Source organism: Sphingobacterium sp. BIGb0116 (genome assembly GCF_024808035.1).
GTDB lineage: Bacteria > Bacteroidota > Bacteroidia > Sphingobacteriales > Sphingobacteriaceae > Sphingobacterium > Sphingobacterium paramultivorum.
Genome location: NZ_JANUDT010000002.1, coordinates 355,502 through 369,701 on the forward strand (window position 1 = coordinate 355,502; position 14,200 = coordinate 369,701).

15 protein-coding genes and 3 tRNA genes are annotated in these 14,200 nt (G+C 38.2%); 8 read left to right on the forward strand and 10 right to left on the reverse strand.

Going from position 1 to position 14,200, the window contains the following annotated elements:
* Window positions 1-85 precede the first annotated feature (85 nt).
* The 4 genes from M2419_RS08095 to M2419_RS08110 all read right to left on the reverse strand — a co-directional run bounded on the left by M2419_RS08095 (window position 86) and on the right by M2419_RS08110 (window position 2,216).
* Window positions 86-505 carry a cytochrome c gene (locus M2419_RS08095; RefSeq protein ID WP_153844586.1) on the reverse strand — a complete coding sequence of 140 codons (420 nt, stop codon included), beginning with the start codon at window positions 503-505 and terminating at the stop codon, window positions 86-88.
* Between the two features lies 1 nt (window position 506).
* Window positions 507-1,154, reverse strand: coding sequence for an SCO family protein (locus M2419_RS08100; protein WP_120334303.1), 648 nt, complete (start codon window positions 1,152-1,154; stop codon window positions 507-509).
* Between the two features lie 101 nt (window positions 1,155-1,255).
* Complete coding sequence (locus M2419_RS08105; protein ID WP_153844585.1) at window positions 1,256-1,678, reverse strand: transposase; 423 nt, start codon at window positions 1,676-1,678, stop codon at window positions 1,256-1,258.
* 40 nt (window positions 1,679-1,718) lie between these two features.
* Window positions 1,719-2,216, reverse strand: a complete 498-nt coding sequence (locus M2419_RS08110) for a DUF4442 domain-containing protein (protein ID WP_153844584.1) — start codon at window positions 2,214-2,216, stop codon at window positions 1,719-1,721.
* Window positions 2,217-2,307: 91 nt separating this feature from the next.
* Between M2419_RS08110 and M2419_RS08115 the strand changes: the two genes are divergently transcribed.
* On the forward strand, window positions 2,308-3,540 hold the full coding sequence (locus M2419_RS08115; RefSeq protein ID WP_153844583.1) for an MFS transporter: 1,233 nt from the start codon (window positions 2,308-2,310) through the stop codon (window positions 3,538-3,540).
* 244 nt (window positions 3,541-3,784) lie between these two features.
* Here M2419_RS08115 and purN read toward each other — a convergent pair whose 3' ends face one another.
* The gene (gene purN / locus M2419_RS08120) at window positions 3,785-4,357 is read right to left on the reverse strand and encodes a phosphoribosylglycinamide formyltransferase (protein WP_159726569.1); all 573 of its coding nucleotides are present in this window, start codon (window positions 4,355-4,357) and stop codon (window positions 3,785-3,787) included.
* Window positions 4,358-4,514: 157 nt separating this feature from the next.
* Here purN and M2419_RS08125 point away from each other — a divergent pair, with 157 nt between their 5' ends.
* Window positions 4,515-5,009: a thioredoxin family protein gene (locus M2419_RS08125; RefSeq protein WP_153844581.1), complete on the forward strand. Its 495-nt coding sequence runs from the start codon at window positions 4,515-4,517 to the stop codon at window positions 5,007-5,009.
* Window positions 5,010-5,069: 60 nt separating this feature from the next.
* Here M2419_RS08125 and clpB read toward each other — a convergent pair whose 3' ends face one another.
* Window positions 5,070-7,670 carry an ATP-dependent chaperone ClpB gene (gene clpB, locus M2419_RS08130; RefSeq protein ID WP_259254757.1) on the reverse strand — a complete coding sequence of 867 codons (2,601 nt, stop codon included), beginning with the start codon at window positions 7,668-7,670 and terminating at the stop codon, window positions 5,070-5,072.
* Window positions 7,671-7,941: 271 nt separating this feature from the next.
* Between clpB and M2419_RS08135 the strand changes: the two genes are divergently transcribed.
* The 3 genes from M2419_RS08135 (at window position 7,942) to M2419_RS08145 (ending at window position 8,227) form a co-directional block, all read left to right on the forward strand.
* Window positions 7,942-8,014: transfer RNA gene (locus M2419_RS08135), tRNA-Thr, on the forward strand.
* Window positions 8,015-8,048: 34 nt separating this feature from the next.
* Window positions 8,049-8,121: transfer RNA gene (locus tag M2419_RS08140), tRNA-Thr, on the forward strand.
* Between the two features lie 33 nt (window positions 8,122-8,154).
* Window positions 8,155-8,227 (forward strand) — tRNA-Thr (locus M2419_RS08145).
* Between the two features lie 42 nt (window positions 8,228-8,269).
* Here the strand turns inward: M2419_RS08145 and M2419_RS08150 are convergent.
* From M2419_RS08150 to M2419_RS08160, 3 genes are all read right to left on the reverse strand, one after another.
* Entirely contained in the window at window positions 8,270-9,682 is a 1,413-nt protein-coding gene (locus tag M2419_RS08150; protein ID WP_182331968.1) for an alkaline phosphatase, read from the reverse strand.
* Window positions 9,683-9,773: 91 nt separating this feature from the next.
* A complete protein-coding gene (locus M2419_RS08155; protein ID WP_153844579.1) occupies window positions 9,774-10,427 on the reverse strand; it encodes an NAD(P)H-binding protein in 654 nt (217 codons plus the stop codon).
* Between the two features lie 84 nt (window positions 10,428-10,511).
* Window positions 10,512-10,754 (reverse strand): hypothetical protein, encoded by a 243-nt coding sequence (locus M2419_RS08160; protein ID WP_153844578.1) that lies wholly within the window; start codon window positions 10,752-10,754, stop codon window positions 10,512-10,514.
* A 208-nt stretch (window positions 10,755-10,962) separates the two neighbouring features.
* Between M2419_RS08160 and M2419_RS08165 the strand changes: the two genes are divergently transcribed.
* Window positions 10,963-11,148 (forward strand): hypothetical protein, encoded by a 186-nt coding sequence (locus M2419_RS08165; RefSeq protein WP_046673540.1) that lies wholly within the window; start codon window positions 10,963-10,965, stop codon window positions 11,146-11,148.
* Window positions 11,149-11,199: 51 nt separating this feature from the next.
* On the opposite strand, the gene M2419_RS08170 is transcribed toward M2419_RS08165, so the two are convergent.
* Window positions 11,200-11,652, reverse strand: coding sequence for an Lrp/AsnC family transcriptional regulator (locus M2419_RS08170; RefSeq protein ID WP_153844577.1), 453 nt, complete (start codon window positions 11,650-11,652; stop codon window positions 11,200-11,202).
* A gap of 122 nt (window positions 11,653-11,774) precedes the next feature.
* Here M2419_RS08170 and rocD point away from each other — a divergent pair, with 122 nt between their 5' ends.
* Both rocD and M2419_RS08180 read left to right on the forward strand, forming a co-directional pair.
* Complete coding sequence (gene rocD, locus M2419_RS08175; RefSeq protein WP_153844576.1) at window positions 11,775-13,034, forward strand: ornithine--oxo-acid transaminase; 1,260 nt, start codon at window positions 11,775-11,777, stop codon at window positions 13,032-13,034.
* Window positions 13,035-13,037: 3 nt separating this feature from the next.
* A complete protein-coding gene (locus M2419_RS08180; RefSeq protein ID WP_153844575.1) occupies window positions 13,038-14,003 on the forward strand; it encodes an arginase in 966 nt (321 codons plus the stop codon).
* Window positions 14,004-14,200: the final 197 nt, after the last annotated feature.

The following is a 14,200-nucleotide window of genomic DNA, read 5'->3' on the forward strand; positions in this document are numbered from 1 at the left end:
TAGCAAATTGGCCTGAAGATCTTTATTAAAGGAGGTGGAGCGGTTGCATAGAAAAAGCGTTGGTTTTATAAAACCAACGCTTTTTCTATTTACAGTTTTTTAAATTTTTCTCCACTTCTTCCAGAGGATATAGATTCTTCCCTTTATTGATCTTGGTATTGATATATGTTAATACATAAGCGATATCAATTGCGGAAAGATTTGAAGCGGGCATGGTATTATTAAACTTTTTGCCTGCTACTTCAAGTTCTCCTGAAGTCCCGTTCTTGATAATGCAAGCAAGATCTTGACGATGGGTTTGCAGAAAGGTGGTATCGGTTAGGGGAGGATAGAGATTCCCCAATCCTTCACCTTTCTCTCCGTGGCAATTTTGGCAATGTGTCCGGTATACCTTTTGACCATTAACAGCATATTGTGCCGTTTTGATATCGACTTCATGCTGACAGCCTATCAAGATGGATAGAATAACCCCGATCGTTATACCTGTTGTTAAGAGAATGCGCATGTTATTTTTTAGCCCCACTCAAGAGTAAAGGTAAATCGTTCATCAATTTTTTTACTTGCTCATCGTTTGTGCCGTCGTAGGCACCCCGAATTCTTTTATCCTTGTCTATTAAGACAAGGTACCCTTGATGATCGTAACCTCCAGGTGCATTTTTATCTTCAGCGGTATAAACCAGGTATTGATTGGCTAGACCATATATTTCTGCTTTAGTCCCCGAAACAAATTGCCAGTGATTATTGGTTACGCCCAATTTATTGGCATAATCTTTCAGTACGTAGGGTTGATCGTATTTAAAGTCTATACTATGGGACAGGAAACGAACTTCTTCATTATCCTTATATTGCTGGTATATCTTTAATAGGTTGCGATTCATCGTCGGACAGATACTTGGACAATGGGTAAAGAAGAAGTTGGCGATATATACTTTACCCTCAAAATCTTTGTCTGAAATCATTGTACTATCCTGATTGAGCAGTTTAAAAGGCGGAATAGTATGATAGACTGTATCTACGATTTGTTTTCCATCAACTGTTTTTTCTACAGCTTCTCTTTCGCCATAGATGGGTAAGCTTGTCTGGCTATTGTTTTTACAGGAAAATAAACCGAGTAAAAGGCCAGTTGCGCAGTAAAATTTAGTTATGGATCTCATGTGTTTAATAGTTTTGTTTGTTAAGCTTGATCCCATCTTTTTGATTAACAATTTAATGTTACTTGCAAAATTGGAGGGCTTAGTTATTTGAATTTTTAGATTTAAAAATTCTTTAATTTGTCTTGGCTTTCTTTAGAAACACTATCAAATATCTTTTTCATATCACTTACTTTTTGAAGCTCTGTTTCAAAATATTTAACATCTGTTGAATCGGGGTTATATCCTTTCATCCAGTCCATCATATGGTCTGTAGCGCTTTCTAAATTAGCTTTCAATGTACCTAGCTCTTTTCTTGTTAAATTGGTATCTAAATCAGCCTTAGCTATTTTTAGGTTTTTTAAATTTGCCAAAATGGAATCTATCTTAACAGCATCGCGGTCGAAATGAGCGATTTGAGGCATGATTTCATCATGTATCTTAATTGTTGAATCTTGCAAGGCTTTTACACCTGTTGCACCATTTCCCTGAGTTCCACATGCTGCTATTGCCAAGGATGCGATAGCTACAAACGCGATTTTATTCATGTTTCTTATTTTTTGGTAATTGGACAAATATATTAATTTCTTATGGCTCAATATTTCGATTTCTGGAAGGGAATGTAAAATTCAAGTCACGAATATACGTTTCACAGCGCACCGTGGCACAGAGGTCGCCAGACTTATCTTTAATTTCCAAGGTAAAATCCTTTACTACTTTGCCTTTTGTTCGAATAATATGGGCACATTCTTCAAGGATTTCCTCGGAGAGTTGCACAGAATATTCCACGCTGGTTTTGCCAGGTTTCTTAAAAATGATCTGTGATGATTTTAACCAGGCCACCGTTTTCTTAAATCCAATCTTTTGAAGATACTGATCAATGAGGATAGGGAAGATAGGATCTGCTGCAGAAAAGATCGTTCCTCCAAATAATGTTTTGTTGGTATTGATATTGAATGGTGTCTTATAAATTTTTACTTTGGCGCCTTGGAAGCCCGGGCTAATTTTTTTAACCCAGATTCCCTGAAATAGAAATGGTGGGTAAATACGTAATAGCCATGTTAAGGCAAGTGGACTATATCTCATGATACAAAAATAAAACAATGTGTCGGATTATTTTTCGAAATCTTGGTTTTATAGCTTCACTATGGTATTTTTACAGATCAAAAAACCTAAAATGTCAACAATAAAAGAAAAACAATCCAGTAGAAAAGTATGGTTACTGGTTATGATTGCGTCATTGGGCTATTTCGTCGATATCTACGATTTGATTATTTTCTCCATAGTCCGTATTCAGTCCTTCACTGATATTGGCGTCCCTGCGGAAGAAATGCGGATAAAAGGTGAATTTGTGCTCAATATGCAAATGGGCGGTTTGCTGTTGGGTGGAATTCTCTGGGGGATTATAGGGGATAAATTTGGACGTTTAAAAGTGCTTTTTGGATCGATTCTTTTATACTCTGTAGCGAATATTGCAAATGGTTTTGTTCATGATGTGCTTATGTATGGTATTATTCGTTTTATAGCGGGAGTTGGTTTGGCCGGAGAACTGGGGGCGGGAATTACCTTGGTTTCTGAAAGCATGCATAAATCAAAACGTGGTTATGGGACCATGTTGGTTGCCGGTGTCGGTGTTTTAGGCGCTATATTGGCCTATTTTGTCTCGGAAGAATTTGACTGGCGGACGGCCTACTTTGTCGGTGGTGGAATGGGCTTGCTGTTGCTACTGTTGCGCATTGGCTCTTTTGAATCAGGACTCTTTAAGGATCAAGATAAATCGGATATTGTGAAAGGGGATATCCGTATGCTTTTTACAAATAAAAGCCGGTTAAAACGGTATGTCAACTGTCTATGCATTGGTCTTCCAATCTGGTTTGTTGTTGGTGTTTTGGTTACACAGGCTCCGGAAATAGGCAAAGCCTTGGGGGCTACAGGTACACTGAGTGCTGGTCAAGGGGTGATGTTTACCTATATCGGTATTTCTATCGGGGATGTATTGGCGGGGATATTTGCGCAGGTTTTAAAATCCCGCAAAAAAGTTGTGTTTATATGTCAATTAATTATCATTGGAAGTTCACTATGGTATTTATTGAGTGATGGTATTACAGCGACAAAGTTTTTAAGTCTTGCCTTTATAATGGGCTTAGGAGTGGGGTATTGGGCAACTTTTGTAACTATTTCTGCCGAGCAATTTGGTACAAATCTCAGAGCAACTGTTGCAACGACGGCTCCCAACTTCGTGCGCGGTGCGCTTATTCCGTCAACGATGCTATATGGACTTCTAGTAAATGCATTTGGAATCGTGCCAGCGGCAATTACAATGGTTTTAGTTCTTTCAGGTATAGCAATTTATTCGTTGACCCAGTTAGAAGAAAGCTTTGATAAAGATTTAGATTACCTGGAGGAGTAGTCAATAAATGGCTATTTTTTTCGACCCGGACATTTTTTACAGCGTTTGCCTTCTTTATATTTTTTGCAACACTTTTTAAAGCAGGCACAGGAAAAGTCAGAAAAAGGGTTCATAGCCGTATTTCGAAACTGAAACAACCCGGCTTTGTTTTCTGACTCATCTAGCTCCAACACAGATTCAATAACTTCGTTCATGAAGCAAAGTTACAATTTGTTTAAAACAATTCTAAATAATAGAGTTGTTTTTACATTTTTTTGATAAGATTTTCAATTACTTTAGGGAAGTACTGATGTTCGAGTTGCTGCCCTTTAAATTTAATAATGTCTAAAGTATCATTGGGATCGACTTTGAATCGTGCTTGGTATATAATTTCCCCCTCGTCGAAATGCTCATTTGCGAAGTGGATCGTTATCCCGTGTTCTTCTTCCTTATTGGCCAAAACGGCCTTGTGTACATGGTCACCATACATCCCTTTGCCACCATATTTTGGTAGGAGAGCAGGGTGTATATTTATAATCTGATTCGGAAAAGCTTTCAGAAGGTTATTGGGAACAAGCCAAAGAAAACCCGCCAAAACAATCAGATCAATATTTAAGTTTTTAAGAATATTGACAACGTTGTCTGTTTTATAAAATTCGTCGCGATCAAATATATGTGCAGGTATTTCAAAATTGTCGGCTCGCTGAATAACGTAAGCATCAGGGTTATTGGATAAAATCAAGGCAACCTCAGCTTCATCTGAATACTTGAAATGTTCCATTATTTTTTGAGCATTGGACCCTGAACCTGAAGCAAAAATAGCAATTCGTTTTTTCACGATTAATAAGTATTAATAGATTTGATCGATTTAAAAATTAGCCCAAACTTACGGATTTTTTGTAAAAAAACTAAAATAATAGTTGACTGAAGCGCATTTTTAAGTATTATTGATTAAAATTAATTGAATAGTCACTGTTGGTTTAAATTTCTTTAACATGAGGTTCCTTTATTCCCTATTTTTTGTAAGTGTATTTTTTTTATTTCAACCTGTCTTTGCACAGGCACCCAAAACACTTCCATCGTTTACTTTTGAGGAGGTCTATCAGGCTAACAAGTTTAATTCGGACAAGCTTCCAAAATCGGGATATATTGTGTTGGATTTTTACGACCCGGGTTGTGGCCATTGCCAGAAAATGGGGGCTGGTATCGCACAGCACTTGTCCAAATTCAAGAATGTATCCTTCTATTTTATCTCCATGAATGACAAGCCTTATGTCGATGGATTTATTAATATGCATGCGAAGGCATTGAAAAGTGCCCCAAATGTGAAATTCTTGTTTGATGCTGGAACTCAATTTATTGAGAAATTTAAGCCAAGCAATTATCCTTCGCTCTATATCTATGATGCAAAAACTAAAGTATTGGTACAGCATCTGGACGGGGAAGACGATGTAAACAAGTTGTTAAAAGCTTTAGGTATTACAGGTTAAATGTCTAAAATTAATGATAAAAAGAGAACGTCCGATAGTCATATCGGACGTTCAGCTTTTTTATTGTTCTTGTTTATTGATGAACACAAATTTACCGTCGAATACATCTAGACGAATAATCGAATCGCGATTTACTTTTCCGGATAAAATTTCCTTTGATAGTTCATTTAAAATTCGTTTTTGAATAACACGTTTTAATGGCCTAGCCCCATAAATAGGATCGTAACCAAGTTGTGCCAGCCAATCCATTGCTTCATCAGAAGCTGTAATAAATATATTTTGTTCGGCCAGCTGTTTCTGAACATGTGCAAATTGTAAACGAACAATATCTCCAATTTCGTCTCGACTTAATGGCGTAAACATAATCACTTCATCGATACGGTTCAAAAACTCGGGACGAATCGACTGTTTTAAAAGATCGAAGACCTCATTGCGTGTTTTGGCGATAATTTCATCCCTATTATCATCGGTCAGATGACTGAAATTCTCCTGTATAATGGTCGACCCCGTATTGGAGGTCATAATGATAATGGTGTTTTTGAAGTTTACCGTACGACCTTTGTTGTCTGTAAGATGGCCATCATCCAATACCTGCAATAGGATATTGAATACATCGGGATGAGCTTTTTCAATTTCATCTAACAAAACAACAGAATAGGGTCTTCTACGGACTGCTTCAGTCAATTGTCCGCCTTCATCATAGCCGACATATCCCGGAGGCGCTCCGATTAAACGAGACACTGCGTGTCGTTCTTGATATTCCGACATATCAATACGAACCATGGATTGTTCGTCGTCAAATAAGAACTCGGCAAGTGCTTTTGCAAGTTCGGTTTTTCCGACTCCGGTAGTCCCCAAAAATATGAACGATCCTATTGGCCTTTTCGCATCATTTAATCCAGCGCGTGATCGACGAATGGCATCAGAAATAGCTTCTATTGCTTCATCCTGACCGGCGACACGTTTATGAAGCTCTTCCTCAAGATTCAATAATTTTTCGCGTTCTGATTGAATCATTTTGCTCACAGGTATTCCCGTCCATTTTGCAACAACATCGGCAATGTCTTCCGAAGTAACTTCTTCTTTGAGCATACGCTTGATCTCTTGTTTTTCAGCGAGTTCAGCCTTTAGTTTGTCAACTTTTTCTTGCGCTTCTTTAATCCGTCCATAACGAAGCTCTGCTACCTTTCCATAGTCTCCGGAACGTTCAGCCTGCTCCGCTTCGAGTTTGTAGTTTTCAATATTCTCAATCTCTTGATTAACATTGTCAACAAGACTCTTTTCTTCTTGCCAGGATGCTCTCAACGTATCTCTTTCTGCCGATAGATTGGCGATACTTTCCGAAAGTTCTGCGACTTTTTTGTCGTCATTTTCACGTTTCAAAGCTTCACGCTCGATCTCCAATTGCATGATACGACGTTCAAGCTCATCGACAGCTTCCGGTACAGAGTCCATTTCAAGGCGTAATTTGGATGCTGCCTCATCAATTAAATCAATCGCTTTATCTGGTAGAAAACGATCGGAAATATAGCGCTGTGATAATTCCACGGCGGCAATGATAGACTCATCCAGAATGCGTACCTTATGGTGTGTTTCGTAGCGTTCTTTTAGGCCACGGAGAATAGAAATAGCATCTTGTGTGTCGGGTTCTTCAACCATGACTTTCTGGAACCTGCGTTCCAATGCTTTATCTTTCTCAAAATATTTTTGATATTCGTTTAAGGTTGTCGCTCCAATTGCACGGAGCTCACCTCTAGCTAAAGCCGGTTTGAGGATATTAGCCGCATCCATGGCACCTTCACCACCTCCAGCACCCACCAGTGTATGGATTTCGTCGATAAAGAGTATAATGTCTCCATTGGAATCGGTAACTTCTTTTACAACCGCTTTTAAACGTTCTTCAAATTCCCCTTTATATTTGGCGCCGGCAACCAAAGCGCCCATATCTAAGGAAAATACAATCTTAGATTTTAAGTTTTCAGGTGCGTCGCCTTTTATAATTCGGTAAGCAATACCTTCCGCAATAGCCGTTTTACCAACCCCAGGTTCACCGACGAGTATGGGGTTGTTTTTGGTACGACGGGAGAGTATCTGCATCACACGTCGAATTTCCTCATCACGGCCGATAACAGGATCCAATTTGCCGGATTCGGCATATTCATTTAAATTTCGAGCATATTTCCCCAAAGCGTTGTAGGTGGCTTCAGCATTTTGATCTGTTACCCGACTGTTTCCGCGCAATTCTTTTATGGCGGTCTTTAAGTCTTTTTCTGTAACGCCCTGTGACTTAAGTAATGTTGAGGTCTTATCAGAAGTTGCCAGGATACCCAATAGTAAATGCTCTACCGAGACAAATTCATCATTGAATTCTTTGAGATAGCCCTGTGCTTTCTGAAGTGCATTGTTGGCATCACTACTTAAATAAATATTGCTGCCACTAACCTTCGGAAAACCTTCAATTTGTTTGTCAAGTTCAGTACCGAGATAGCTGAGGTTGACATTTAACTTTTTTAATAAGTGGCTGACAACATTTTCATCCACTGTAAGTAAAGCTTTTAAAATATGCGCTGTCTCAATGGCCTGTTGTTGATGGCCTGCCGCAATTTCGGAAGCTTTTTGTATAGCCTCTTGGGCTTTAATTGTATAGTTGTTAAAATTCATTTTTATTGTCTTATTTAAAGTTTCGTTGATACATATTGGTTATAACAATTGATGTGCCATTCAGGTTTTAGGCCATACTTCGGAAAAAATGGCAATATTTTTTATTGAATCATGACAAATTTTCAGTTATTAAAAATAATGCGCTTGATTTTTAAATAATTGGCTTAGCAGGGTAGAAAATTCTTGAAATCGACTTGCATTTTTGGTTTAAGCTTTCGATATTTGCAGCATCTTAAAACGGTCAGACGTTGTAAGATTGAAAAGAAGTAACGCCTCTTTAGCTCAGCTGGTAGAGCAACTGACTTGTAATCAGTAGGTCATTGGTTCGATTCCGATAAGAGGCTCTTTTAAGCAACATGCATTAAACTTCTTTAAAAAGCCTCTTTAGCTCAGCTGGTAGAGCAACTGACTTGTAATCAGTAGGTCATTGGTTCGATTCCGATAAGAGGCTCTTTGAGCGACACTCATTAAAATTCATTTGAAAGCCTCTTTAGCTCAGCTGGTAGAGCAACTGACTTGTAATCAGTAGGTCATTGGTTCGATTCCGATAAGAGGCTCATAAAAAAGATCCCCAAGATTTCTTGGGGATCTTTTTTTGTTTAGTCTAAACTAAGTTTTGCTGCTGTAGCGATTTTCTTTGGTATATCTGTGTTATCCATTTTCTGATTGAATTGTTCGGAGCCAACACCGATGGCATATACTGGTGCATAGGCGGCAGAATGGTTGTTAGAGGCCCAGCTTATTGATCCCATCCGATTTAAGATTGAAATACTCAATGCGGCAATCTTGTCGTCGCTTGCGTAAAGGCTTTTTGCGGTTTCATTTTGATGATCGACAAAGCTTTTTTGATAGGCAGCTTCTAAAGCACTACGATCAGTTTCATGGATTGTAATTTTGGAAAACAAACCTGTTTGAGCAGCAATGAGATTCTTGAGATCGTCCCATGTTGCATTTGGATTATTCTTACGAAGGTTGCCAATTGCGTTCGAAAGTTCTGCATGCGAGATTTTTTGGTGGGACAAGAATTTTGTTTTCAGCGAAGAACTTCCATTACCGACACCTAATCCGCCCGTTTCATGGTCCGCTGTAACGACTATAAGTGTTTCATTTGGGAACTTTTTATAAAAATCATAGGCAAGTTGTGCAGAGGTATTGAAATCCAACACTTCCTGAATCGTTGTAGCTGCATCATTTGCATGGCATGCCCAATCAATTTTTCCACCTTCAATCATTAAAAAGAAACCATTTGTATTGTCTTGATGCAATGAAGTGATAGCTGCAGATGTGATATCCGCCAATTTTAAATCACTTGGCTTTTGGTCTATAGCATATTTAAGGGCATCTATGGGGCCGCCATCTGAATTCATCAATATGATCTTATCTGATTTATTTGGTAGTTGTGCATAAGCATCTTTTCCTTTAAGCACTTTATAGCCGGCTTTTTCTAATATGGGGAAAAGCGATGGCGCCTTTTTATGATCAAATGTTGTTTCGGGTTTGAGAAAATTGGACCCGCCAAAAAAATCAAAATTGGAAGTGACAATTTCTTTGCCGATTTCGTAATACATGTCGCGGTCTGCTTGGTGCGCATAAAATGAAGCCGGGGTAGCGTGGTCTATGCTGACGCTTGTAATAATACCGACTTTTTTCCCTTTTTGCTTCGCGGCATAAGCTATACTCTTATAGGGGACTGTTCCTGTACTGTCCATACCGATAACACCATTTTTGGTTTTTTTTCCAACGGCTAATGCGGTACCTCCGGCGCCAGAGTCCGTTACACCATTGGACAGTGAATGTGTGGAGACAAATCCAACGTGAGGAAATTGAGTAAACACAAGTGGGATCGGGTTATCTTTATGCTGTACTTCAGCTTGATGAATTTCAGTGAGATTAACTTGGTTGAGCCCCATGCCATCACCAATTAAGTAAAAGATGTATTTTGCTTCTTGGCCAAAAGAGGGGAAAACATGTACAAAAACGAGGAGGAACAGAAATAAAACGTGTTTTTTCATTTGAATAGTTGTTATTTTAAAAAAACACAAATTAAAGCCTTAGGATTAGCTTACTGTTAATTCAATATTATGAATTGTTTTTTTAGTTGTTTCAACTAGTTTCTGCAGTTAATTCCTTGATATCTTTAACGGTTACTGTATGGATACCTGTTGTATAGTTATTGATTGCCTGTAACATTGCCATAGCAACTTGTGCTACTGAAAGTGGTTCATATGATTTGAATAATCCTATCGTATTAAAGATACGAAGGGCAGTAAGGGCAGTTTTTTCACCGAAGCGATCTGTATTTGGTCGGATTAATCCTCCAGGCTGGAAAATAATAAGCCGATTGAAATCAAGTGCTTTAACATCTTGTTCAAGGCTTCCTTTCATGCGGTTATAAAAAATTTTTGATGCAGGATCCGCAAGAACAGCCGATAATAAGAGAAACGTAGGAAAACCATTTTTTTTGGCCATTGCCGCAAATTGCAAATTAAGATCATGATCTATTTTCCATTGTGCCTCTTTACTGCCTGCGTCTTTTAATGTGGTGCCAAGGCAGGAAATTGCGACATCGCCCTGTATCACTTGCTCAAAATCTGTTAGATTTTCGAAATCTACGACAACCTGTTTCAATTTAATGTGCTCCTCAAACGAGACACGTCTTAAAAGCACAACGATTTCCGTAATTTCCTTAGATTTTAACATCAATTGAACGAGTGCCCTTCCTGTAGCGCCAGAACCGCCTATTAAAACTACCTTCATTATTCCCTTACTTATTTTCTTTACCAATTATCTTGAATTAATTGCTTTACTGAGAGTTATTTGCCCAGATGATTGAGCATATAATTAATCTTTATAATTAGGCTTGCCAGGAGTAAAGCGAACAATAGATTGATCCAATCTGAGTGTATCTGCTACAGTGATTAGATCTTCTTCGACAATAAAATTTTGATCAATAGCGGTTTTTATTGTTGTAAAATCCTCTTGATCGGCATCCTGAAAATAGAGGAGGGATTGAATCGTAGATACAGCCACCAGTTCGAGTAATTCATCTTCACCTTCAAATCCAACATAGAAAAAATCTGCCATAATAATGATATTTGATGTTGTACGAATATACTTTTTTTATTTTTAAAATTTGTCAATTAGCACGAAAACTTCTTGAAGAGCGATAGTCACTATGTCAAAAAGTTGTTGAAATTTTAGTTTCTTTGAAACAGTTTTGGGTAGCCATAGTAAAATATATTATATTTGATATAGTCATTTTAAAGATAATTAACAATAAGTTTTAATAACGATGGATAAAGAGCAGATACAAAATTGGTTAGATAATGGGTATGATATACTTCATCATGGAAGACCAGTGAAGGTTGAAGGTGATTTGTGGGACTACATCGACGGATTGGGAAGCTATGAAAATGTATATGTTTTGCGCGAATTGATCTACTGGACAGAAGAAGAATTGGCAAATATTGGTAAGTAGTGTGGGGATCCTGAAATAGATGTTCAGGATCCCATGTATGTTTTTCTTGTACTAGAATATAATATTACGTTTGAAAGCACAGCCTAATTCAATCAGGGAATCTGTTTTTGCGATTCCCCGAATACTATCGATTTTTTCATAGAGTAATTGTCGCATATGTTCGTGGTTCTTAGCAATAATTTTTACATATAGCGTGTAATTGCCCGTAATATAATAGCATTCTGTAACTTCTGGTATTTTCTTAAGTTCTTCAATAATTCGGCTCGAGTCATGATCTTTTTCTAAACTTAGCCCCGTAAAAGCACCCCAATCATAGCCTAGCTTTTTTTCATTTAATACAGGCTTTATACCGGCCAGTATCCCTTGTTCCGTTAATCGGTTGATTCGTTGATGGATCATCGTATTGGATACGCCCATAGCTGTTGCTATTGCAGAATAGGCCATCCGTCCATCTTCGTCTAAATATTTTAAAATCTGTAGATCAAAATCATCGATACTATTCATTATATAAAGTGGTTTAAAAGTTAATTTTAATATTTTTACGCTAATTTAGTGTTAAATTTTATTTTTAAACCAATAAAAAAGTAAATATTGTATATTTGTTATTATTTGAAAAAATCTGAATTATGAGTACAGTAGCTAAACATGGTAAGGGCGAGATGTTCATTGCCAAAGAAGAAAAATATGGAGCGCACAATTATCATCCTCTTCCGGTCGTCTTGGAAAGAGCTGAAGGAGTGATGGTGTGGGATGTTGATGGAAAGTCTTATTTTGATTTCTTGTCTGCATATTCTGCTGTCAATCAAGGACACTGCCATCCGCGGATTATACATGCTTTAAAAGAGCAAGCCGCAAAATTGACACTTACATCGAGAGCATTTTATAATAATAAATTGGGCGATTTTGAAGAAATGCTTTGTCAGTTATTTGGATTTGATAAGGCTTTGGTGATGAATTCGGGAGTTGAAGCGGTAGAAACGGCAATGAAGCTTTGTCGTAAATGGGCCTATCAGGTGAAAGGTGTAGCGGCCAATCAAGCGAAAATTGTCTTTGCCAAGGACAATTTCCATGGTAGAACAATCTCTGTTATATCGGCATCCAATGATAGTACTGCAACACATGAATTTGGCCCCTTTTTAGATGGCATAGTACTCGTTCCCTATAATGACGTTGATGCGCTAGAACAATTATTCATAGCAGATAAAAATATCGCCGGTTTTATCGTTGAGCCGATTCAAGGCGAAGCGGGTATTGTCGTTCCCGACGAGGATTATCTAATGCGAGTGAGACAATTATGTACAAAATACAACGTATTGTTTATTGCAGACGAAATCCAAACCGGTATTGCTCGGACGGGAAGTATGTTGGCGTCCTATGATATTGATGATACGGAAAGTCAAAGCAAACCAGATGTTCTGATTTTAGGAAAAGCTTTATCGGGCGGTGTATTGCCGGTATCGGCAGTGTTGGCAAATGATTCCATAATGTTGTGCATTAAACCGGGCGAACATGGTTCTACCTATGGCGGGAATCCATTAGCCTGTGCAGTAGCTATGGAAGCGCTAAATGTGGTGCGGGATGAAAATTTGACTCAACGGGCGTTTCAGATGGGTGCATTGTTTTTGGATGGATTGCGTCAGATTGCTGCTAAGTGCACGTTAATTACAGAAGTGCGAGGAAAGGGGCTCTTGACAGCCATTGTAATTGATGCGGATGAAGAAAGTGATTTGGCATGGAGTATTTGTCTCAAATTTAAAGAAAATGGACTTTTAGCGAAGCCTACACATGGTAACAAAATTCGATTGGCTCCGCCGTTGGTTATTACAAAAGAGCAAGTCGAGACTTGCTTAGGGATTATTGAGCGATCGTTGACTAATTTGAAATAGTGTATGGAGAAAATGATTGAATTGATCAAAAACAGATCGGACATCGGAGCAGGGACTAGGGGTTCAGATCTGGGCATCGACGCCATCGAGATAGCTGCAATTAATAAAGGAAGTCAGTATTTCATTAATTATCCATTTGTTGATGTGCCGACACGAAATAGCTCCATTTATCAAAATGATAATCATCCTTTTGCGAAACATATTCAGCAGATTTATGAACAATGCAAACAAGTGGCTTCTACTGTTGAAGATAGCTTATCTTCCGGCAATTTTCCACTGGTGTTTTCAGGGGATCATTCCTCCGCAATGGGGACGATCAGTGGTATAAAGTCCGCTTATCCCGATAAACAACTCGGTGTGATCTGGGTAGATGCACATGCCGATATTCATTCTCCGCACACAACCCCCTCTGGTAATATGCATGGAATGCCTTTAGCGGCGATGTTGAATGAGGATAATATGCCATGTAAAATCAATGAAATAGACGAATCGACACAAGAATTTTGGAATAAACTAAAACGAATAGCTGGCCCAGTAGGTAAAATACAATCCAATCATTTGATTTATTTTGGTGTAAGGGATACGGAAGAACCGGAAGATCTGGTCATTGAACGACTTGGCATTAAGAACTATCGTGTGGAAGATACGAGACAGCGAGGAATAACCGATTGTGTGGCTGAGGCATTGAAAATCCTAGAAGCATGTGATATGGTTTATATCTCTTTTGATGTGGATAGCATGGATAGTGAATTGATCTCGGATGGAACGGGAACACCAGTACCTAAGGGTTTTTTGCCAAGGGAGATTGTGTTGATTTTAGAAGAGATCATCCGATCTGGAAAGGTAATTTGTTTTGAAATTGTTGAAGTTAATCCGTTATTGGACAATAAAGGTAATAAAATGGCAGAGGTGGCATTTGATATATTAGAACGGATCACCCCGCTTATTGAATTTAAATCGGTTAATTAACCAGTTTTGAGATTGTCTATTAAAAAAGCCCTTTTATTGATGATACACATCAATAAAAGGGCTTTTTTAATAGCATATCGTTGAGCTTGGTGGATAAAAATAAGGCAGCCTTCCTTATGTTAAAACTCGTGTTGCTTTATGTGATTTAATATTGTGTTAACATGTTTCATGTACATTTGCAATTCGATTATTTACGT

Bases quoted from the DNA above. Each gene is read 5' to 3' on its own strand.
- M2419_RS08095 (WP_153844586.1), bottom strand. From the start codon at position 505: ATGCGCATTCTCTTAACAACAGGTATAACGATCGGGGTTATTCTATCC.
- M2419_RS08100 (WP_120334303.1), bottom strand. From the start codon at position 1,154: ATGAGATCCATAACTAAATTTTACTGCGCAACTGGCCTTTTACTCGGT.
- M2419_RS08105 (WP_153844585.1), bottom strand. From the start codon at position 1,678: ATGAATAAAATCGCGTTTGTAGCTATCGCATCCTTGGCAATAGCAGCA.
- M2419_RS08110 (WP_153844584.1), bottom strand. From the start codon at position 2,216: ATGAGATATAGTCCACTTGCCTTAACATGGCTATTACGTATTTACCCA.
- M2419_RS08115 (WP_153844583.1), top strand. From the start codon at position 2,308: ATGTCAACAATAAAAGAAAAACAATCCAGTAGAAAAGTATGGTTACTG.
- M2419_RS08125 (WP_153844581.1), top strand. From the start codon at position 4,515: ATGAGGTTCCTTTATTCCCTATTTTTTGTAAGTGTATTTTTTTTATTT.
- clpB (WP_259254757.1), bottom strand. From the start codon at position 7,670: ATGAATTTTAACAACTATACAATTAAAGCCCAAGAGGCTATACAAAAA.
- M2419_RS08150 (WP_182331968.1), bottom strand. From the start codon at position 9,682: ATGAAAAAACACGTTTTATTTCTGTTCCTCCTCGTTTTTGTACATGTT.
- M2419_RS08155 (WP_153844579.1), bottom strand. From the start codon at position 10,427: ATGAAGGTAGTTTTAATAGGCGGTTCTGGCGCTACAGGAAGGGCACTC.
- M2419_RS08160 (WP_153844578.1), bottom strand. From the start codon at position 10,754: ATGGCAGATTTTTTCTATGTTGGATTTGAAGGTGAAGATGAATTACTC.
- M2419_RS08165 (WP_046673540.1), top strand. From the start codon at position 10,963: ATGGATAAAGAGCAGATACAAAATTGGTTAGATAATGGGTATGATATA.
- M2419_RS08170 (WP_153844577.1), bottom strand. From the start codon at position 11,652: ATGAATAGTATCGATGATTTTGATCTACAGATTTTAAAATATTTAGAC.
- rocD (WP_153844576.1), top strand. From the start codon at position 11,775: ATGAGTACAGTAGCTAAACATGGTAAGGGCGAGATGTTCATTGCCAAA.
- M2419_RS08180 (WP_153844575.1), top strand. From the start codon at position 13,038: ATGGAGAAAATGATTGAATTGATCAAAAACAGATCGGACATCGGAGCA.